Raw genomic sequence first — 20,413 nt, 5'->3', positions numbered from 1 at the left:
ATTATACTTTTTTGATACTATATATTAGTTTCCGAACCATTTCACAACTAACTTGTCGATCTCACCATTTTCTTGCATTTTTTTAAGCTCAGCATTGAATTCCTCAGTCAGCTTGCTATTTTTTTGGAATGCAATAGCAGATCCCTCTGTACCTTCTGCTTCTGGTGCTTCAAAAGATAGTAAGTTCTTGTCTTTTTTCAAGTATCCTTGGGCAACAACATCTTCAATGATGACAGCATCGAATCTTCCCGCTTTAATTTCTTGTAATAATTCAGGGATTCTATCTCTGTTTTCTACATTCACTTTAACTGTTTTAGCAATTTCTTTCGCTGAATCTGCTTGAATGGATCCTAACTGCACCCCAACTGTTTTTCCTTTAAGGTCTTCAACAGTTTTGATCCCGCTGTCTTTTTTCGTAATCACTAAATTTTTTGCTGAATAATAAACATCACTGAAATCAACATTTTGTCTTCTTTTTTCTGTTGCTGACATACCTGCAAGCACTAAATCAACTTTATTTGCTTGAAGTGCCGTAAGCAAGCCACTAAAATCCATATCTTTCACTTCAATTTTATAGCCTAATTTTTCTCCCAGTGCATTTGCTAAATCAATATCAAAACCAATAATATCTTCGCTTTTTGCTGAATCTACATACTCAAATGGTTTATAATCCGCTGATGTTCCCATCTTTAATACTTTTTGCCCTGATTGTTTATCTCCATTGCTTGTCCCAGATCCACACGCTGCTAGTACTACTATGGTTAACAGCAATAGCGCCATTAATTTTTTCATAATATTTTCCTCCTATAATTTCTTCCTGTTATACTCTTTTTAATATGCCTTGTTTTCTTAAAAAAATAGCCGATTTACGACTTATATTCATACAACACTATGAATTTTAACACATACTAATAATTATTCAATAGAATTAATACAATTCCATAAGATTAAATATTATTCTGAAAAAATATAATTATTTGATTTTTCTGAATATTAATAAACAAGCAATATAGTTCTTTCGAGAAAGACGAACCCCCACAACAAAGCGAGGAGGCTCGTAGATGAGCCAAAGTGTATTCCGGCTGCGCCCCCCCATTTGAGAGAGTCAAAGCCTTTTTTCAGGGTAGCATAAAAAAAGCTGGCCAATAAGAAAAAACTTATTGGCCTGCTTTTTTATTTAAGTTTATGCTTCCCCATCACAATATGCTTCAAATGCATGCTGAAGTTTTTCTACTACTTGCATTGGATCATGGCCTTCAATTTCATGTCTTTCAATCATTGTAAGAATCTCTCCATCTTTTAATAAGGCAAACGATGGAGAAGATGGTGCGTAGCCAGTAAAGTAAGATCTAGCTTTTTCTGTTGCTTCTTTATCTTGTCCTGCAAATACAGATACCAATTGATTTGGTTTTTTACTATAGTGTACAGAGTATTTTGCAGCAGGACGGGCAATCCCTCCAGCACATCCACATACAGAATTAACCATCACAAGCGTTGTACCTTTTTTAGCAAGTGCCTCATCTACAGCATCAGGTGTTGTTAACTCTTCATACCCTGCTTCCACAATCTCTTGACGTGCTTGACGGACAACATCATTCATAAATAAATTAAAGTCGATATTCATTATTTCGCTCCTTCATCTGATTAATTCTCAATATACTCTTTTGTTATCCAATAAATAATTCATGTCTATTAAAAATTTGTCTAATACTTTTATTATTATCAATAATGAGCAAAGTTTCAATAAATATGTTTATAGAGGTTGTTCAAAAAGTCCGGTAAAAATGACACGTCGAATTTCTTCGTTGGCATCACTTTTCCGCTTCTCACGTATCAACTTGAGGTTCTTCAACTAAAATCGCTCACGTCCTGTGAGCAACGTTGAAGTCAACACTTCCCGTGGAAGGCCAGTGCTCAAAGTAAAGCCGCCTCGAACTTCTTGGTCCTTTTTATCCTCCTTTTTGAACACGGACTTATATTAAAAAATAAGATCTATTCGAGCTTTACCTTTGTTAATAAATCGATGTATTTTTTTCATCCGTATTTTCTAAAATTTCTTTTACTCTTTGCAGAAATCTTCCGCATACTAAACCATCTAATACGCGATGATCCAATGAAAGACATAAATTTACCATGTCGCTAATCGCAATCATGCCATTTTTGATAACAGGTCTTTTCACAATAGATTCTACTTGAAGTATCGCTGCCTGAGGATGATTGATAATACCCATCGACTGTATAGAACCAAAAGATCCTGTATTATTGACTGTGAATGTTCCATCTTGCATTTCAGCTAAAGAGAGTTTGCCTGTTCTAGCTTTTTTAGCAAGCGTTGCAATTTCTTTTGCAATGCCTTTTAACGATTTTTCATCTGCATTTTTAATGACTGGGACAAATAAAGCGTCCTCGGTTGCAACGGCAATCGAAATATTAACTTCTTTTTTGCGAATGATCTTATCTCCAGCCCAAGTTGCGTTTACTTCTGGAAATTCTTTTAAACTTTGGGCAACAGCTTTCACGAAGAAAGCAAAAAATGTTAAATTAAACCCTTCAGATGCTTTGAATGAATCTTTTATTTTATTCCGGTAATTAACGAGACTTGTAACATCCACCTCTACCATCGTCCAAGCATGTGGAATATCATGTTTGCTTTTCAGCATATTTGCTGCAATTGCTTTACGCACACCTGTTACAGGAATTTCCGTATCTCCCGTATTTAGCGGCGATTGAGTTCCCTCTTCTTTATGTGACGACATTTCCAGCGTTGTGGATGTATCCTTCGCCACTGCTTCTTGTATTGGTTGAACAGCTGGTTGAGAAGATCCGCTTTCTATCGCTTTTAAAACATCCTTGCGCGTAATTCTTCCTCCCGCACCAGTTCCTATTAATGTAGCCAAGTCAATACCCTCTTGTTGAGATAACCGTAAAACAGCAGGAGAATATCTAAGTTTATTATCCGACGTTTGGGCTGTCTTTTCTTCCTTTGGAGCTTCTTCTGTTTTCACCTGTTTTGTAGAAGCCGTTGTTTCTTCTCCTACCTCTATTGTACAAATAACTTCTCCAATTTGCAGTGTTTCCTCTTCTTTTGCGGTTATCTCTGAAATGACCCCCGTAAATGAGGATGGAATTTCTGCGGTTACTTTATCTGTCATTACTTCTGCCAAAGGATCATACTTATTGACTTTATCCCCTACGGATACCAACCATTTGCTAATAGTACCTTCTGTAACACTTTCGCCTAACTGGGGCATGTTAATTTTTTCAATCGACACCTTTTTCCCTCCTTTATATTTAAAATTCTGCTAATTTTCTCATAGCCTGTTCGACTCTTTCTGGGTTCACTAGGAAATATTTTTCCATTGTTGGAGCATACGGCATTGCAGGCACTTCATCCCCAGCAAGACGCATAACTGGTGCATCTAAATCAAATAAACAATTTTCAGCAATAATAGCGGCAACTTCACTAATTATACTGCCTTCCTTATTATCTTCTGTTATTAATAAGACTTTCCCCGTTTTGGATGCTGCTTCTATAATTGCTTCTTTATCAAGGGGATATACCGTTCTTAAATCTACTACATGTACAGAAATTCCATCTTCTGCTAATTTCTCTGCTGCTTGAAGAGCAAAATGAACACATAAACCATATGTAATAACCGTAATATCTTCTCCGTTGCGTTTAACATCCGCTTTTCCAATAGGCAAAACATAATCATCTTCTGGAACTTCCCCTTTTATCAAGCGGTAAGCACGTTTATGTTCAAAAAATAAAACTGGATCTGGATCACGGACAGCTGCTTTTAATAAGCCTTTCACATCATAAGGAGTGGATGGCATCACTATCTTTAACCCTGGAGTGTTTGCAAACATCGCTTCCACAGATTGTGAATGATACAATGCTCCGTGAACTCCTCCGCCGTAAGGAGCTCGAATAACAATCGGACATGTCCAATCATTATTGCTTCGATAGCGGACTTTCGCTGCTTCTGAAACAATTTGGTTTACAGCCGGCATGATAAAGTCGGCAAACTGCATTTCAGCGATTGGCTTAAGCCCATACATCGCTGCACCAATTCCTACGCCTGCAATTGCTGATTCAGCCAGAGGGGCATCGATGACCCTTGCTTCGCCAAATTTTTCGTATAAACCGGCAGTCGCTTTAAAGACGCCGCCTTTCACACCAACATCTTCCCCTAAAATAAATACTTTTTCATCTCTTTCCATCTCTTCATGGATTGCCATTGTGATGGCATCAATATATGAAATTACTGCCATTTAAGCTTCCCCTTCCTCGCCATAAACATATTTAAGTGTATCTTCCGGAAGTGCATATGGTGCACTTTCTGCATAATCCGTTGCTTCATTAATAACTTGCATAATCTGATTATTTAGTTCTTTATCCTTCTCTTCTGTTAATACATTTGTTTGCATTAAATACTCTCTAAACTTAATAACTGGATCCTTCGCTTTTGCTTCTGCTACTTCTTCTCGACCGCGATAGCTTCTATCATCATCATCGGAGGAATGTGGAGTCAAGCGGTAAGATACAGTTTCTATTAGAGTGGGACCTTCTCCTCTTCTTGCTCTATCAACGGCTTCTTTTGTTACACGATATACCTCAATTGGATCATTTCCATCTACAGTAAATCCAGGCATGCCATAACCAATTGCTCTATCTGATACTTTTTCACATGCTAACTGCTTCTCGATTGGCACAGAAATGGCATACTTATTGTTTTCACAAACAAAAATAACCGGCAGTTTATGAACACCTGCAAAATTTGCTCCTTCATGAAAATCCCCTTGATTGGATGAACCTTCTCCAAAACTTACATATGTAACAAAATCTTTTTTCTCTATTTTTCCTGCAAGAGCGATGCCGACTGCATGTGGCACCTGCGTTGTTACCGGGGAAGATCCTGTTACGATGCGATTGCTTTTTTGTCCAAAATGACCTGGCATTTGTCTTCCGCCTGAATTTGGATCTTCTGCTTTTGCAAATCCAGATAACATAATATCTTTTGTTGTCATTCCAAATGCTAAAACAACGCCTAAATCCCTGTAATATGGCAGAATATAATCTTTACTGTTATCAAAAGCAAAGGCTGTCCCAGCTTGTGCTGCTTCCTGACCTTGACAGGAAATAACAAATGGAATTTTCCCTGAGCGGTTTAATAACCACATTCTTTCATCTATTCTGCGGGCAAGCAGCATATTTTCATACATTGCTAATACTTGCTCGTCTGTTAATCCAACTTCTTTATGGCGATTTTCAACCATGACCATAACGGTACCTCCTATTTTCCACTACTATTCTCTTGTTTATATGACCACATAAGATTTTTATAAGAAAAGCGCAAGTGCCTTGTTAAGCCCCGAAGAAAAATGTTCTCCTGACTCAAAAAGTGTTTTTACTTTTAGAGGCAGGAGGCAATACTCACTGGGGCTAGGCGCTGGAGCTAGACACTAATCTAAGTTAGAAAATTTTATACTTTCTCACCTTATAAAAGCTTACGTGATCTTGAACGCCTTATGAAGAACATCCTGGCTTCATCGGCTGTTTACTCGAAAAAACGAGCTCCACTTTATCCATGAATGGCATTTCCATCCACGGCTAGCGCTGCTTCACCAATCGCTTCTGATAACGTTGGATGGGCGTGTATAGTTGAACCAATTTCCCATGCGGTTGCATCGAGTACACTTGCCAATGCTGCTTCACCAATCATATCTGTCGCGTGAGGCCCGATAATGTGCACTCCAAGTAAATCATCTGTTTTACTGTCAGAAATAATCTTAACAAATCCATCATGTTCCCCATATACTAATGCTTTTCCGATCGCTTTGAATGAAAATTTCCCTTTTTTGACACTATAGCCTTTTGCAATCGCTTCTTCTTCTGTTAAGCCAATGCTGGCGATTTCCGGACTAGTATAAATGCATTTAGGAATTTTTTTCGTATCCAATGCTTCTGGATTCAACCCAGCGATATGTTCAATTGCCTTTATTGCCTCATGGGAAGCAACATGAGCAAGCTGCAGGCCGCCAATAACATCTCCTATTGCATAGATATGGCTTTCTTTTGTTTGATAGAATTTATTCGTTTGAATCACGTTTTTATCTACGACAATCTCCGTGTTCTCTAGTCCAATGCCTTCCGTATTAGCAGAGCGTCCAACAGAAACAAGCAGTTTCTCTCCTATATAGGTTTGCTGTACTTCTTTTTGTTCTGCTTTAATAGAAACTGTTCCGTTTATAGTCAAAGTTTCCGGAAGAACATTTGCTTCGGTTACCACTTTTACTCCTTTTTTCTCCAACAACTTCTGAAGCTCTTTCGAAATTTCTTTATCTTCTGTTGGAATAAGTCTATTGCTATATTCTAATAAAGTCACTTCTACATCAAAGTCAGAAAGCATCGACGCCCACTCTACCCCAATTACGCCGCCGCCAACAATAATAATCGATTTAGGCAATGATTCCATTCGCAGTGCTTCTTCTGAACTAACCACATTTTCACCATCTATTTTTAGACCGGGTAATGACTTTGGTCTAGAACCTGTTGCGATGATAACATTTTTAGGAACAAGCATTTCATTTTCGTCCCCATTGTTCATTTCAACTGAAATCGTTCCAGGCATAGGAGAAAATATGGATGGGCCTAATATTCTTCCTGTTCCTTCATATACATCAATTTTGCCTTTTTTCATTAAATACTGAACACCATTAAACAATTGTTGAACAATCGCATTTTTACGTTCTTGTACTTTCGTGAAATTCACGCTTACTTCTGAAGTTAACACCCCGTAATCAGCGCTCTTTTTAGCTGTGCGGTACACCTCTGCACTACGAAGCAGCGCTTTACTAGGAATACAGCCATTATGCAGACAAGTTCCACCCAGCTTTCCTTTCTCAACGAGCGCTGTTTTTAATCCTAATTGTGCTGCTCGTATGGCGGCAACATATCCTCCTGTTCCACCACCTAATACGACTACATCATATTCATTTGCCATTTTTTTCACTCTCTTTTCCCTTTTAATGATTGCTATATATTTTGGGGTGCTCGACTTTTCTTAATACTCTTAAAACCCCTTCCGCTAGAGATTGCAGCTCATTCTCTCCTGGATAAACAAAAATATCGGCAATCCACATCACTTTCTCCATGATCTCTTTCACTAATGGTGCACTGTTTGCCAAATCTCCTGTTAAAACAATGGCATCTACTTTCCCAGATAAAACGGTGCTGATGCTGCCAATTTCCTTTGCAATTTGATAAGCTAATGCATGAAGTATACTTGCTGCTTTTTGATTTCCAGCGTTCATTGCTTTTTCAACTTCTGCTAAATCATTTATATGTAAATAACCTTGAACTCCTCCATGAAATTGAAGTTCCTTTTTCATTTCTTCATAAGTAAAGGTTCCTGAATAACATAAATCAATTAAATCACCGGGAGGAATGGTTCCAGCACGTTCTAATGAAAAAGAACCTTCTCCGTTTAAACCATTATTTACATCAATCACCTTGCCATTTCGATGGGCACCTACCGTAATGCCTTCTCCTAGATGGGCCACTATTATGTTCGATTCTTCATATCGTTTTCCTAGTTCTGATGCAGCACGCCTGCCGCATGCTTTATGATTCAAAGCATGAAAAACACTTCTTCTTTCAATATGTGAATAGCCAGATATTCGTGCCACGTCATGCAGCTCATCTACCACGACAGGATCGACAATATAAGAAGGAACATTCAGCCCAGAAGCAATCCCAAAGGCAAGGATTCCTCCTAAATTAGAAGGATGCTCTCCTCTACATCCAGACTTCAAATCGTCTAGCATTTGTTGATTTATCACATAAGTGCCTCCTTCCATTGCACTTAACAATCCGCCTCTGCCACAGACAGCATCCATTTTCGATAAATTGATTTCTTTTTCAAATAAAGAATGCAGTATGTCGGCTTCTCTATCTTTGGATTGTACAGCAATAGAAGGAGATGACTTCCATGTTTCAAGCCTATGATGAATTGTATCGATTAATAATGGCATTTCATTTTGATATAAAGCTATAATGGTTGAAGAAGATTTCGGGTTTATCACTAAAACTCGAAATGTATTTGCCATCACCCTATTTCCTCCCTTCCTTTTATTACTCAAAAAAAGTTCGCTTAACCAAGTCCGTATTTCTCTAATTTATAATATAAATTACGAACAGACAGGCCTAATGATTTTGCTGTTAATGTTTTATTGCCCTCGTTTTTTTTCAACGCTTTTTCGATAATCACTTTTTCGTATTCTTCTACTAATAACGACAGCGGTTTATCTTCTATTTCATGTTCCTCTTTTATATGAAGGCTTTCTTTTTTTTCTGCACCCGTATAATCAGCAAAACAAAGATTGTTTTTGGTTAATACCACTTCCGTTTTTGCCATCTTTGTTAACGATAATTCAAGAATAGCCTTCAGCTCTTTTATATTCCCTGTAAAAGGATAATCTTTAAGCAGCTTCATGACTTCCTGATGGACTGTTACGAAACGCCCATTATTATGGTTAATCTGCTGTACAAACCTTTTGGTTAACAGCGGAATATCCTCTTTTCTTTCTGTTAATAAAGGCAAATGAATGCTTATTCTCGTTAATTCATAATATAAACCTTCTAAAAATTGACCATTTATTAAAGTTTTTTCCATATTCTCAGAAGATCCGGCAATTATTCTGATATTGTCCTTTTTGTTTTGTAAAAAATCCAGTAATTTTTGCTGTAATTCAAATGGAAGAAAACTAATTTCATCTAAATAAACCGTACCATGCCATTTTTGTTGAAAAGCAGCATTGTCCTCATTCTTATCATTACCAATATTTATTCTTGCTAGTATTGTATCCAGTTCTTTTTCAGAAGTATTCATACAGGAAATAGCCGCAAATTGATTATATTTTCGTTTACTCTCATTATGGATTGCATTAGCAAACATTTTTTTCCCTGTACCAAGAGCACCTCTAATAAAAACTGGACAATCCGTATTACTAGCAAGCTTTCCTTGTTGAATTGGAATTTGCATTGCTGGTGAACTGCTTACTATATCTTCAAATAGGTATTTTTCCTCTAAACCACGGATAATGCTCCGAGCCATTTTAAGTTCTTTTTGCCATTCCAGACTTTTTGAAAGATCTTGAACAATTTGCACGCTTCCTTTTAATTTACCGTCAATAATAATTGGAGAGGCATCTATTTTGAGCGAACGCTTATTATTATTTTCTATATGTTGTTGAACTCTTCGTGTTTGCAACACTTTCTGATGGACCGTTTCTGAAAGGTCTTTACTTATGATTGCTTGTTTATAATTGCTATCTTTGTTCAATGATTCAATCCAGCTGCAGTATGCAAAATTTTTCATCTTAATACTGCCTTTTTCATCTACTATTGAAATGGCCGCTTCATTATTTTGAACAAGCAATTCTACTATTGCTTGCAAATTATCCTTTTCGTACCAGTCTTCTTTATAATCAGAAGCATTCGAGAAATAAGCGATTGCGCCAATTGTTTGTTCTTTTTTGTTAATTAACGGGATTCTCGAGATGCGCACATTGCAATTGGGTGCCAATACAAATCTTTTTCCCGTTTCTTTTTTTCCACTTCTTATCACGCGGGGCAATTCACTATTTGGCACTAGCTCTGAAATATGTTTGCCTAGCGCATTGCTTTTCGTTGCACCAGCCAATTTCGTCGCTTCTTCATTTAAGAAAATAATGATGCCATTTTGATCAACAATAATAACACCTTGCTTTATTTCATTAAAAATACAATCTATAGGTAAAGAATATTGCATATTGCAAAAGCCTCTCTTTTTGCATAGATTTTCCGTTCACTAACAACCGTGCAATTTATTTCATACTTATACTATAATCATTCCCATTATATTATGCAATTTTTTTCTCGATTACATAATTTTTCGAATAATCATTTTTCACAAGAAAAGCACAAGCGCCTTGTTTAGCCCCGAAGAAAAATGTTCTCCTGACTCAGGAAAGTGTTTTTTACTTTTAGAGGCTGGAGGTTATACTCACTGGGGCTAGGCGCTGGCCGGCTAAATACGCCACGTCCTTATGTCTTCGCCGGCACTTGTACATCCTGTACGGCGAAGCTAGACACTACTCTAAGTTGAAAAATTTTATCCTTTCTTACCTTAAAAAGAAGCTGAGACATAACTAAATAGATAATAGGTAAAGACGAACATGCTCTAATTTAGCACGTAAATGATAACTTCCTTATACTGGTTATTTATGTTTTTTAATCTAGTTAACTCAAACTTCGCAGTTATAAATTATTCTTCATGTATTGCGATAACTTGGTTTAGAGCTATTGGAAAAGGATGATTGATTCGTCTTTTTAGGTGTTTTTTGCAAATATTATTCCTTATTAAATAGGGGCAAGATTCTCGTTTCAGGATGCTCGCTTTCCGTGGGGCGTGCGATGAGCCTCCTCGGCACTTTGCCTGCGGGGTCTCATCTAACCCGCTAATCCCACAGGAGTCTCGCACCTTACACTCCAATCAAGCCGTTTGATCAATTAGTTGCTGTCGTTGAACAATAACATAAAAAATCAAGGCTACTAGTATTTAGTAGTCTTACCTTGTAATGAAATTCGAAGACAAGAACTTATTCTAAAACAGGTTGCTTGTAACGGAGGGTGCGAAGACTCCTGCGGGAAATGTGGGAAGGCTAAAGACCCCGCAAGGCATGCCGAGGAGGCTCAAGCATAACCCCGCGGAAAGCGAAGCAACCCGTAGTGGAAAGCAAACCCCACAATAAAAAACTAGCCTCCCATTTTATTGTTCTAAACCGAGTAATATCAAGACTTGCAAAAGAATTTGATGGCGAGAAGTTTGAGTAGTTAAGTATAAAAACTATGTTGTTCCATTGCGCTACAGATTCTCGTTTCTGCGGGGTCTCAGGCTTTTCTCTACCTCTCTCAGGAGTCGAGTGTCTTCCGCTCCATTCCACTTCGTTTTTAAAGGCTATTTTCTAAAACCTAATTCTTTTACCAAGAAAAAATGAAATAGATTGAAAAATGGAGCAGCCTGAATACACGAAGACTCCTGTTGGATTAGCGAAACAGCTGAGACCCTGCAGGCCAAGGGCCGAAGCGGCTAAAGTCGAGCCCCACGGAAAGCGAAGTGTATGCAGGCTGCGGGTGATTACCATAAACCTCCTTTTTACATAAATAAAAAACCCAAACCTTAATACGAAATGTTTTTTACATCTTCGTATCATGGTTTGGGTTTATCTTCGACTGGAATACTTATGTCCCAGCTTCATAGCAGAGTCTTTGTTTAAGTATTTGTTATTCTATCTATCACTTGCTTTGCAAGGAGTGGATTATCTGTTATAACAGCAGAAATTCCATTTTCAGCAAGGAACTGCAATCTTTTTTCGTTATTAACAGTATAGGCTCTCACTTTTATTCCAAATTCTTCTGATGTTTTAATACTATGTTTATTTAATAAGCGATGGTTAGGGTGAATGCCGCTCGCTTTGATTGCATCCGCATAAATCCATGGTTGATAAATACCATCTGAAAATAACGGTGCTGTCTCTATTTCAGGAGCTAGTCGATAGCTGTGTACAATGCTATAGTGGTTAAAAGAGGAGAAAATAATTCTATCAGCTAATCCGTAACGTCTAACCAATGCAATTGCTTTTTCTTCCATTCCTGCATAGGAAAGTCGATTATTTTTAAATTCAATGTTACAAGTTAAGTTTGTATGCTGCATCCATTCGAAAAACTCCTCTAGTGCAGGAATTTGCACATTGGTCATTCTTCCTTTATATTTATAGGCAGCATTTAGTGTACGGATATCTTTAAACAGGAAATCTTGCACATATCCAGATCCATTTGTAGTTCGATCCACTTTTTCATCATGAATAATAACCAGTTCTCCATCTTTTGTCATTTGAATATCTAATTCAATTCCGTCTGTATAAGCTTTTTCGGCTTCTTGAAATGACATCATCGTATTTTCAGGAAATTGAGCAGAATATCCACGATGAGCAAAAACGAGTGACATGAAGACACATCCTAACATTTAATTATTGGGGGAAATAATAATGAAACCATTGCAATTATCACCAGAAACAGCATTAAAACTTGCGGAGAAACTAAATGTTCCTTTAGAGCAGCTTATGCATATGCCACAGCATATATTAATTCAAAAACTAATGCTTTTACAACAAGACGAAGAAGCATAAAAATCGGATGAAAAGAGGCGTGCTCAATAAGTCCGCAGGTGAAATATACTTCGCTTTCCTTGGGGCTACACTTGAGCCTCCTCTTTCTCGTAATTCTCACATGTTGCTTTATTGTGTTCTATTTAGAAGAATTTATCTCTTTAAAAACAATTAAAAAGGAACAGATTCTAAAAAAAAGAGACTCTAACCTTAAGATTAGAGTCTGCTTTTTTATTCAGATCAGTTGATTAAGCTTTAACAACGTTAGCTGCTTGAGGGCCACGTTGACCTTCTTCTATATCAAAAGAAACTTCTTGACCTTCTTCTAATGTTTTGAATCCTTCTGTTTGAATAGCGCTGAAATGTACAAATACATCGTTTCCTTCTGAAGATTCGATAAATCCGAAACCTTTTTCTGCGTTAAACCATTTAACTTTACCTGTAGCCATGTTTATTTTCCTCCTATGTGCTTTAAACACAAATAATAAAACTACCTTTGTTCGTATGTAGAAAAGTATATCTTCTCTTTTTTTTGAACAAAAATAATACTATTTAATAGTAACAGTTTAATGAGCGGAAAGCAAATCATTACAATAAATGTTTTATATTTTTTTAAAATATACTAGTTAATTAAGCTCATTTAAACTTTTTCACCTGTTCTAATCCTCATTAAGTTGATTTATGCTTTTTAGACGATATTATTACATACTCTGAATAAAGTATAAACAAATTTATGGTGGATATACATTTAACTTCTAATTTTTTTACCCCAAATAATTTTTTGATACAAATTTTTTCGAACACATACATAGTTTTTCAACTCGTAAACTAGTTGCATATCTTTGCCACCATTAGACACAATAATTTTGAGGTGATTATGATGAAAAAAGCATTAATAATGGTTTTTGTAATAGTTATAATGATTTTATCTACTTTAAATACTGCTAATGTAGAGGCAAAAGTCAAAAACAGTAATAAAGAACAAATGGTTCATTACTATTCAGCAGATGAGTTGTTATTAAGCTTTATCCAACCAAAGGTCCATGAAATTGTTCAAAAGGAATATGGACAAAGAATGCCTTGGAGTTTTGTTAAGGTAAATGAGATAAAGGGTATTGCTCTTACTAAAGAACCTAAAGATTGGTTTGAGGTAAAAGTAGTAATAGCAGTTGAAGAAAATTCACAAACTAAGTTTGATGCTCTAACTATTAGATTTGATGAACATCATTATAATTATGATAAGAATTTTATGAAGAATTTAAGGGACATTTCCTTTGATTTATTAGATTACAAAAAAGATGTAAAAAATATCCATGAGAAAACGATGGAGGGGCAATGATTGCCTCTCCTTTTTTCTCTACATGAACTTAAATTTTTAATAAACCGCTCATGACTAAAAGAAGTAATTGAAGAACACCTTTATATTCTTATATAATTATTCAAACTTCGCAGTTATAAATTCTTCTTCATGTATCGCCAAACTTGGTTTAGAGCAATGCGAAAAGGCTGATTGATTAATCTTGCAAACATTATTCCTTATAAATAGGGGCAAGATTCTCGTTTCAGGATGCTCGCTTTCCATGGGGCGTGCGACGAGCCTCCTCGGCGCTTGCGCCTACACAGGGTCTCATCTAACACGCTAATCCCACAGGAGTCTCGCACCTTCCACTTCGATCAAGCCGTTTTGATTCATTAGTTGCTGTCGTTGAACTGGTAAAGACACCCACCTTATAAAAATAGACTCAAACGGCACATTTTGGTAGAACAGGGTTGAATAATAACATATAAAAATCAACGCTACTATAGTTTAGCAATAATACCTTGTCATGAAATTCGAAAACAAGAACTTATTCTAAAAACAGGTTGCTTGTAACGGAGGTGCGAAGACTCCTGCGGGAAATGTGGGAAGGCTAAAGACCCCGCAAGGCAACGCCGAGAAGGCTCAAGCTTAGCCCCGCGGAAAGCGAAGCAACCCGTAGTGGAAAGCAACCCACACAATAAAAAACAAGCCTCCCATTTATTGTTCTTAAACCGAGCAATATCAAGGACTTGCAAACGAATTTGATGGTGCGAAGTTTGAGTAATTATTACTCGTTTTTCTTGAAATTCCTTCTATTATACAGGTGATTAATTGCTTTAGAGATTTCTCGATTATACAGTTTACTCCTCATTCTTGCATATAAGCCACATATTGGCGTATATGACCTGCTTTAACTCATTAAACATATATCAAAATCATGTTCACCTTTTAAACACGCTAGGAATAGCTTTGATGACTGCTCAAGATAAAATTCTAATTCAATTAACTTTACTCTCTACACTTGCATCCCCAACAAATACAAAACCCAACAAATCAAATGATTTATTGGGTGAGATGCTAAGTGTTTATTGGCTTAAAACCGTGAAAAAAGTTAATTTCTGAAGAATTGGTTGAATCAGCAATAGCTAAAGCCCTTTTAAACTAACCCTCTCAAGAAGCTTTATGTTCCAACCTTAATTTATCTGCAACAATCGCGATAAATTCTGAGTTCGTTGGTTTAGCTTTGGACATGCTGACTGTGTAGCCGAAAAGGGTGGAGATGGAATCGATATTCCCTCTGCTCCAAGCAACTTCAATAGCATGGCGAATAGCACGTTCGACACGACTAGCCGTTGTATTGTACTTTTTCGCAATATCCGGATATAAAACCTTTGTGATGGATCCTAATAATTCAATATCATTATATACCATCGAAATCGCTTCTCTTAAATATAAGTATCCTTTAATATGTGCTGGTACGCCTATTTCATGGATGATGCTTGTAATACTGGCATCCAGGTTACGAGGCTTGGATTCTTGATGATGTGATCTGTATGAAGTTTGATTTTTTCTTATGAAACCGTTTGATTTCCCGCTCACCTGACGAATATGACTTGCTAAATAATCCATATCAAATGGCTTTAGAATAAAATAAGAAGCACCTAATTCAACTGCCTTTTTCGTTACATCCTCTTGCCCAAAAGCTGTTAGCATAATAACATTTGGTGTACTGTTCAATTTCATTGCTCTCATTCTTTCTAATACTGCTAAACCATCAAGATGTGGCATAATAATGTCTAAGACCATCACATCAGGTTCAATTTCTTCAATCAAATCTAAACATTCTTGCCCATTGTGAGCAACTCCAACCACTTCCATGTCATCTTGAGAATCTATATATTCTTCTAATAGGCCAACTAACTCTCTATTATCATCCACAATACAGACTTTTATTTTCTTCAATTATTATTTCCTCCTCAATCCAATATCTCTTTTTTATATCTTTATCTTTATTCTAAATGACAAGTTCGACAAAGTAACTAAAATTCCTTTGAATTTATAAAAAAATCTTAAAAAATAAAGAAAAACCCTATTTTTCTCTTGTTTTCTCAACTTTTCGACCATATTCGATATTTATTTCTTTTTGTTTTTCTTTTTGTCGAAAAATCTTGATAGATTAATACTAATATACCTTTTATTATCATACAATAAGCAAATAAACCACAAAATTTTTATTTAATTTAGCACTTTTTAATAATAAAGGCTGATATTCATGAAGATCCACACACAAATTGCCAACAAGTCACCCACAGAAGCGAAGTATATTCTGACTGCGGACTTATCCGAGAGAGCCCAAGCCTGATTTCAAGGCAGCCAATATTTAAAAATACAATTTTCATAAAAAATATGACGAAATTATGAATAATTTCTTGTTGTAAAATAGATTCTTACGTTATTATAAGAGTTGGACTTTATCTATAAAGTAAAACTCCACCTGCGGAAGTTTCTTCCTGTTAAACAGAATAAATTTTTGTCATATTATATTAGTTGTTATTATAGAAAGGATTTTTTTATGGAAAATGTTACAAAAGAACTACAGCCTACACATAAAATACTTTGGCAGCTTACAAGACCACATACTTTAACTGCTTCCTTTATACCTGTATTAATCGGCACCGTTTTAGCTATGCAATATCTGCCTATTAATGTAACTTTGTTTTTAGCCATGTTATCAGCATGCTTATTTATTCAAATAGCCACCAATTTATTTAATGAATATTACGATTTTAAAAGAGGTTTAGATACAGCTGATTCTGTTGGCATCGGGGGAGCAATTGTTCGGCACGGAATGAAACCAAAAAGTGTGCTACAGATTGCCTTACTTTTATATAGCATTTCTTTATTGCTAGGCATTTATATTTGCATGAGCAGCAGCTGGTGGATTGCCTTAGTCGGATTATTTGGAATGGCTATCGGTTATCTATACACTGGCGGCCCACTTCCTATTGCCTATACTCCTTTTGGAGAAGTATTTTCTGGTGTTTGCATGGGATCTATTTTTATATTGGTTTCCTTTTACATTCAAACGAATATGATTAATCTGCAAAGCGTCCTTATTTCCGTACCTATTGCCTTTTTGGTAGGTTCGATTAATTTAGCGAATAATATTCGTGATATTGAGGAAGATACGTTGGGTGGACGTAAAACGATTGCTATCCTACTTGGTTTTGATAAGTCAGTTATATTATTAGCTAGTCTATTTGCTTTATCTTATATTTGGATCATTGCGTTTATATTATTTGGCTTTTTAAGTCCTTGGCTTTTGGTTGTATTATGCAGCATAAAAAAACCACTACAAGCGATCAAAGGCTTTAAAGGAGAACGAAGCCAAACTCCTATTGCCATGAAATCAACCGCTTTAACCAATACTTTATTTGGTTTTTTTCTATCGATTGGTTTAATTATTCAATATTTGACTTTATAATATGCAAATCTGCGGTGCGGCCTTGAACAGCTCTGAAGTTGGATATAAGTTATCCACCAACTCAACCCTTTTATAGTTTCTAGAACGATAAGAAAAGCGCTGAAATTTCAGCGCTTTTTCCTATTTTAAGAAGCCTTTTGTTGTCCATTCTCATAAATATTAATACCAGCTTCATTTAACATCCATTCAATATGAACACCATATCCGCTCGTTGGATCATTTACAAAAACATGAGTTACGGCTCCTATCACTTTTCCATCTTGAATGATAGGACTCCCACTCATTCCTTGCACAATTCCACCTGTTTTTTTCAGTAATTCTTTATCTGTTACCTTAATGACTAATCCCTTTGTTGCTGGGAATTTTTGTGGAACGGAACTAACCACTTCAATATCAAATAATTTCACTTTATCATCATCGACTACCGTTAATATTTGGGCTGGACCCTCTTTCACTTGATCTGATAAAGTAATTGGCATGGGAGTATCCATTATTCCATTAGACATTTCTTTATTAAGTTCACCAAAAATCCCAAAAGGACTATTCGTAGTTATATTTCCTATTACTTCTTTATCTGAAGAAAAGCGAGCTAATTTTTCACCAGGATTTCCATTGCTGCCTTTTTCTATACTCGTTACAGTAGAACGTACAATTTCACCATCGTCTACCACAATCGGTTTTTTCGTATCCATATCTGATATAACATGTCCTAAAGCTCCATATTTCCTTGTCTCTGGATGATAAAATGTCATGGTGCCTATACCAGCTGCTGAATCCCTAATATATAATCCTAATTTAAAGGAATTTTCTCCTTTTTCTTTTAAGGGAGTAAGCTTTGTTTTTATTTTTTCTGTATCTCTTGTAATGGATATATTTAAAGCATCTCCTGAATTTCCAGCACTTTGTACAAATGGAGCAACATCCGACATTTTTTCTATTTTTTTCCCATTGATTTCTGTAATCAAATCGCCAACTTTAATACCTGCTTTTTCTCCAGGTGACTCTTTGCCATTTTCTGTATTCACTTGATGATGTCCTACAACTAATACGCCAACTGTATTTAGTTTTACACCGATGGATTGTCCGCCAGGAATAACTTTAAAATCTTTTAATACGTTCACATCAACTTTCTTGATTGGAAAGCCTGCGAGCTCTAATACCATTTCATTCTTGCCATTTTCTTCACCATGCAACGAGAATTTCTGTTCATCCTGACTTAAAGCAACAACAGAATTATCTTGCGTTAACGTTGCTGTAGCAGGAATTGCATTTGTGTCAACCTTTGCTTCCTGTCCTTCAAATATGGTAATGTTTTTTGGTATATGAATATATTCTTGAAATGATTTATTAAAGCTTAAAGAAATTAATGAAACAAGGAGAATTCCACCAATTATTTTTCTAAGGAACTCTATTTTCAAACCATTCACTCTCCTCGCTTCTTGTTCACCACGATTATCGGCTACATATATAACTTTACCTGCATGGAGGTCAATTATTACTGTCAAAACTATAAAAAACCTACCCACTTTGGATAGTAATAGTAATTTTCAAATACGTGTATATTGTAAAATGCGTGATTCACTCAATTCGTTCGCTTATTCCTTTTTATTATTTCCAAAATTTCATAAAAACATGAATGATTTGGATGATAAATCTTATTGATTCTTTTTTGCATTATCTTTTTTTCAAAATAAAAAAAACCTCTATTACAGAGGTTTTTTTCTTATTGCTTATACTTCGCTTTTTGTGCCAATTTTAACAGTTCTTTTGCATGTTTTTTTGTTAATTCGGTTATTTCTGTTCCTGAAATCATTCGAGCAATTTCTTTAATCTTATCTTGTTTTGTTAATGGGCTTACTGTTGCAGATGTCCTGCCCTCTTGAATGGATTTAGCGATAAATAAATGCGTATCTGCCATTGCTGCTACTTGCGGTAAATGGGAGATGCAAAGTACTTGTGAATCAAATGATACATTGGCAATTTTTTCAGCTATCGCTTGTGCTACTCTACCACTTACTCCAGTATCGACTTCATCAAATATAATAGAAGTAATGCCTTGATGCTTAGAGAAAATACTTTTTAACGCAAGCATCATTCTTGATAACTCTCCACCAGAAACAATTTTAGATAAAGGCTTTAATGGCTCCCCTGGGTTTGTTGAAATATAGAACTCCACTTCATCAATACCATTTTTTGTTACTTTCTCTTCGTCCGAACGGAATCTTACTTCAAAAACGGTTTTTTCCATATAAAGTTCTTTTAACTCTTGATGGATGTCTTCTGTTAAACGCTCCGCGGCTCTTTTTCTCAATACAGTTAATTCATGCGCTTCCACTATTAAATCTTTATGAAGGCCTGCTAACTCTTTCTCTAATTTATCAATATGGGTCTCTTTATTTTGTAATGTTTCTAATTCTTCTTCAATTTTTGCCGCATATTCCAAAATTTCTTCCACTGTTATCCCATATTTTCGTTTTAAGCCATTAATTTCATTTAACCTTGCTTCAATTTGATTTAAACGTTCGGGATCATATTCAAGAAAATCTAAACTGTTTCGCAATTTGCTGGAAACATCTTCTAAAATATAATAACTATTTGACACCGATTCAGCCATCTCTTTATATTCATTATCTAAGCTTGCAGCTTCTTCTAAATGCCCCATTACTTCGCCAATCCAGTCTAAGCCCTTCTGTTCTCCTCTTAACGCTGTATACCCCGTTTGGATGCTATCAAAAATTCGTTCAAAATTTAACAGTCTTTTTCTTTCTTCCTGCAATTCTTCATCTTCATTTAATTGTAGATCAGCGTTTATTATCTCCTCATGTTGAAATTGCAATAAGTCTAAACGCTGAGCCATTTGCTGTTCACTTTCTGTTAAATTCAATAATTTTTTATTTATTTGATTATAAGAACGATAAATTTGTTCATACTCTTTTAATACTTCGGTTAATTCCTCTGTTGCAAATGTGTCTAAAAGGTTTAGATGTCTTGTTTCGTCCATAAGCTCCTGATGCTCATGCTGACCATGTATATCAATCAAACTAGAACCAATTTCCCTTAATACGGATATAGTAATCATCTTCCCATTAATTCTGCATACACTTTTTCCAGAAATGGAAATATCTCTTCTTAATATAATCGTTCCTTCTTCAATATCAATTCCGAATTCCTGCAGCCTGCGAAAGCATGGATGTCCATCTTCTATATAAAACAACCCTTCAATCTCCGCTTTTTCTTCGCCGTGGCGGACAAATTCATACGAACCTCTTCCACCGACTAAAAGATTGATGGCATCAATAATAATCGATTTTCCTGCTCCTGTTTCACCTGTTAAAACCGTTAAACCTTTTGTAAAAGAAACAGCCAAGCTTTCAATAATAGCAAAGTTTTTTATGGATAATTCACTTAACAAATAC

16 protein-coding genes are annotated in these 20,413 nt (G+C 35.9%); 3 read left to right on the top strand and 13 right to left on the bottom strand.

Annotation, left to right across the window (positions count from 1 at the left end):
* Positions 1–24 precede the first annotated feature (24 nt).
* The 9 genes from AC5LWL_RS10190 to AC5LWL_RS10150 all read right to left on the bottom strand — a co-directional run bounded on the left by AC5LWL_RS10190 (position 25) and on the right by AC5LWL_RS10150 (position 12,053).
* Positions 25–792, bottom strand: coding sequence for a transporter substrate-binding domain-containing protein (locus AC5LWL_RS10190; RefSeq protein WP_493434207.1), 768 nt, complete (start codon positions 790–792; stop codon positions 25–27).
* Positions 793–1,183: 391 nt separating this feature from the next.
* Positions 1,184–1,624: a BrxA/BrxB family bacilliredoxin gene (locus AC5LWL_RS10185; protein ID WP_493434206.1), complete on the bottom strand. Its 441-nt coding sequence runs from the start codon at positions 1,622–1,624 to the stop codon at positions 1,184–1,186.
* Between the two features lie 388 nt (positions 1,625–2,012).
* On the bottom strand, positions 2,013–3,272 hold the full coding sequence (locus AC5LWL_RS10180; RefSeq protein ID WP_493434205.1) for a dihydrolipoamide acetyltransferase family protein: 1,260 nt from the start codon (positions 3,270–3,272) through the stop codon (positions 2,013–2,015).
* A 19-nt stretch (positions 3,273–3,291) separates the two neighbouring features.
* A complete protein-coding gene (locus AC5LWL_RS10175) occupies positions 3,292–4,275 on the bottom strand; it encodes an alpha-ketoacid dehydrogenase subunit beta (RefSeq protein WP_493434204.1) in 984 nt (327 codons plus the stop codon).
* A complete protein-coding gene (locus AC5LWL_RS10170) occupies positions 4,276–5,280 on the bottom strand; it encodes a thiamine pyrophosphate-dependent dehydrogenase E1 component subunit alpha (RefSeq protein WP_493436589.1) in 1,005 nt (334 codons plus the stop codon).
* Positions 5,281–5,585: 305 nt separating this feature from the next.
* A complete protein-coding gene (gene lpdA, locus AC5LWL_RS10165) occupies positions 5,586–7,007 on the bottom strand; it encodes a dihydrolipoyl dehydrogenase (RefSeq protein WP_493434203.1) in 1,422 nt (473 codons plus the stop codon).
* A gap of 22 nt (positions 7,008–7,029) precedes the next feature.
* A complete protein-coding gene (gene buk / locus AC5LWL_RS10160; RefSeq protein WP_493434202.1) occupies positions 7,030–8,115 on the bottom strand; it encodes a butyrate kinase in 1,086 nt (361 codons plus the stop codon).
* A 41-nt stretch (positions 8,116–8,156) separates the two neighbouring features.
* Complete coding sequence (locus AC5LWL_RS10155; protein WP_493434201.1) at positions 8,157–9,815, bottom strand: sigma 54-interacting transcriptional regulator; 1,659 nt, start codon at positions 9,813–9,815, stop codon at positions 8,157–8,159.
* Positions 9,816–11,318: 1,503 nt separating this feature from the next.
* Positions 11,319–12,053, bottom strand: a complete 735-nt coding sequence (locus AC5LWL_RS10150) for a glycerophosphodiester phosphodiesterase (protein WP_493434200.1) — start codon at positions 12,051–12,053, stop codon at positions 11,319–11,321.
* 40 nt (positions 12,054–12,093) lie between these two features.
* Between AC5LWL_RS10150 and AC5LWL_RS10145 the strand changes: the two genes are divergently transcribed.
* Positions 12,094–12,234, top strand: coding sequence for a YycC family protein (locus AC5LWL_RS10145; RefSeq protein ID WP_493434199.1), 141 nt, complete (start codon positions 12,094–12,096; stop codon positions 12,232–12,234).
* 227 nt (positions 12,235–12,461) lie between these two features.
* Here the strand turns inward: AC5LWL_RS10145 and AC5LWL_RS10140 are convergent, their stop codons facing one another.
* Positions 12,462–12,662 (bottom strand): cold-shock protein, encoded by a 201-nt coding sequence (locus AC5LWL_RS10140; RefSeq protein WP_445493162.1) that lies wholly within the window; start codon positions 12,660–12,662, stop codon positions 12,462–12,464.
* Positions 12,663–13,093: 431 nt separating this feature from the next.
* Here AC5LWL_RS10140 and AC5LWL_RS10135 point away from each other — a divergent pair, with 431 nt between their 5' ends.
* Positions 13,094–13,552, top strand: a complete 459-nt coding sequence (locus tag AC5LWL_RS10135; protein ID WP_493434198.1) for a DUF3888 domain-containing protein — start codon at positions 13,094–13,096, stop codon at positions 13,550–13,552.
* 1,131 nt (positions 13,553–14,683) lie between these two features.
* On the opposite strand, the gene spo0A is transcribed toward AC5LWL_RS10135, so the two are convergent.
* Positions 14,684–15,475, bottom strand: coding sequence for a sporulation transcription factor Spo0A (gene spo0A / locus AC5LWL_RS10130; RefSeq protein ID WP_493434197.1), 792 nt, complete (start codon positions 15,473–15,475; stop codon positions 14,684–14,686).
* A gap of 610 nt (positions 15,476–16,085) precedes the next feature.
* Here spo0A and AC5LWL_RS10125 point away from each other — a divergent pair.
* A complete protein-coding gene (locus AC5LWL_RS10125; RefSeq protein ID WP_493434196.1) occupies positions 16,086–16,997 on the top strand; it encodes a 1,4-dihydroxy-2-naphthoate polyprenyltransferase in 912 nt (303 codons plus the stop codon).
* 125 nt (positions 16,998–17,122) lie between these two features.
* On the opposite strand, the gene spoIVB is transcribed toward AC5LWL_RS10125, so the two are convergent.
* A complete protein-coding gene (gene spoIVB / locus AC5LWL_RS10120; protein ID WP_493436588.1) occupies positions 17,123–18,415 on the bottom strand; it encodes a SpoIVB peptidase in 1,293 nt (430 codons plus the stop codon).
* Positions 18,416–18,720: 305 nt separating this feature from the next.
* Complete coding sequence (gene recN, locus AC5LWL_RS10115) at positions 18,721–20,409, bottom strand: DNA repair protein RecN (protein WP_493434195.1); 1,689 nt, start codon at positions 20,407–20,409, stop codon at positions 18,721–18,723.
* Between the last annotated feature and the right edge of the window lie 4 nt (positions 20,410–20,413).

It is taken from the genome of Niallia sp. WK069_GA_01 (genome assembly GCF_983173855.1).
The sequence above is the reverse complement of the archived record's forward strand: the minus strand, read 5'-3'. Positions and strand labels throughout refer to the sequence as shown.

Coding starts and splice junctions, on each gene's coding strand:
- AC5LWL_RS10190 (WP_493434207.1), bottom strand. CDS start 792: ATGAAAAAATTAATGGCGCTATTGCTGTTAACCATAGTAGTACTAGCA.
- AC5LWL_RS10185 (WP_493434206.1), bottom strand. CDS start 1,624: ATGAATATCGACTTTAATTTATTTATGAATGATGTTGTCCGTCAAGCA.
- AC5LWL_RS10175 (WP_493434204.1), bottom strand. CDS start 4,275: ATGGCAGTAATTTCATATATTGATGCCATCACAATGGCAATCCATGAA.
- AC5LWL_RS10170 (WP_493436589.1), bottom strand. CDS start 5,280: ATGGTTGAAAATCGCCATAAAGAAGTTGGATTAACAGACGAGCAAGTA.
- lpdA (WP_493434203.1), bottom strand. CDS start 7,007: ATGGCAAATGAATATGATGTAGTCGTATTAGGTGGTGGAACAGGAGGA.
- AC5LWL_RS10155 (WP_493434201.1), bottom strand. CDS start 9,815: ATGCAATATTCTTTACCTATAGATTGTATTTTTAATGAAATAAAGCAA.
- AC5LWL_RS10150 (WP_493434200.1), bottom strand. CDS start 12,053: ATGTCACTCGTTTTTGCTCATCGTGGATATTCTGCTCAATTTCCTGAA.
- AC5LWL_RS10145 (WP_493434199.1), top strand. CDS start 12,094: ATGAAACCATTGCAATTATCACCAGAAACAGCATTAAAACTTGCGGAG.
- AC5LWL_RS10140 (WP_445493162.1), bottom strand. CDS start 12,662: ATGGCTACAGGTAAAGTTAAATGGTTTAACGCAGAAAAAGGTTTCGGA.
- AC5LWL_RS10135 (WP_493434198.1), top strand. CDS start 13,094: ATGAAAAAAGCATTAATAATGGTTTTTGTAATAGTTATAATGATTTTA.
- AC5LWL_RS10125 (WP_493434196.1), top strand. CDS start 16,086: ATGGAAAATGTTACAAAAGAACTACAGCCTACACATAAAATACTTTGG.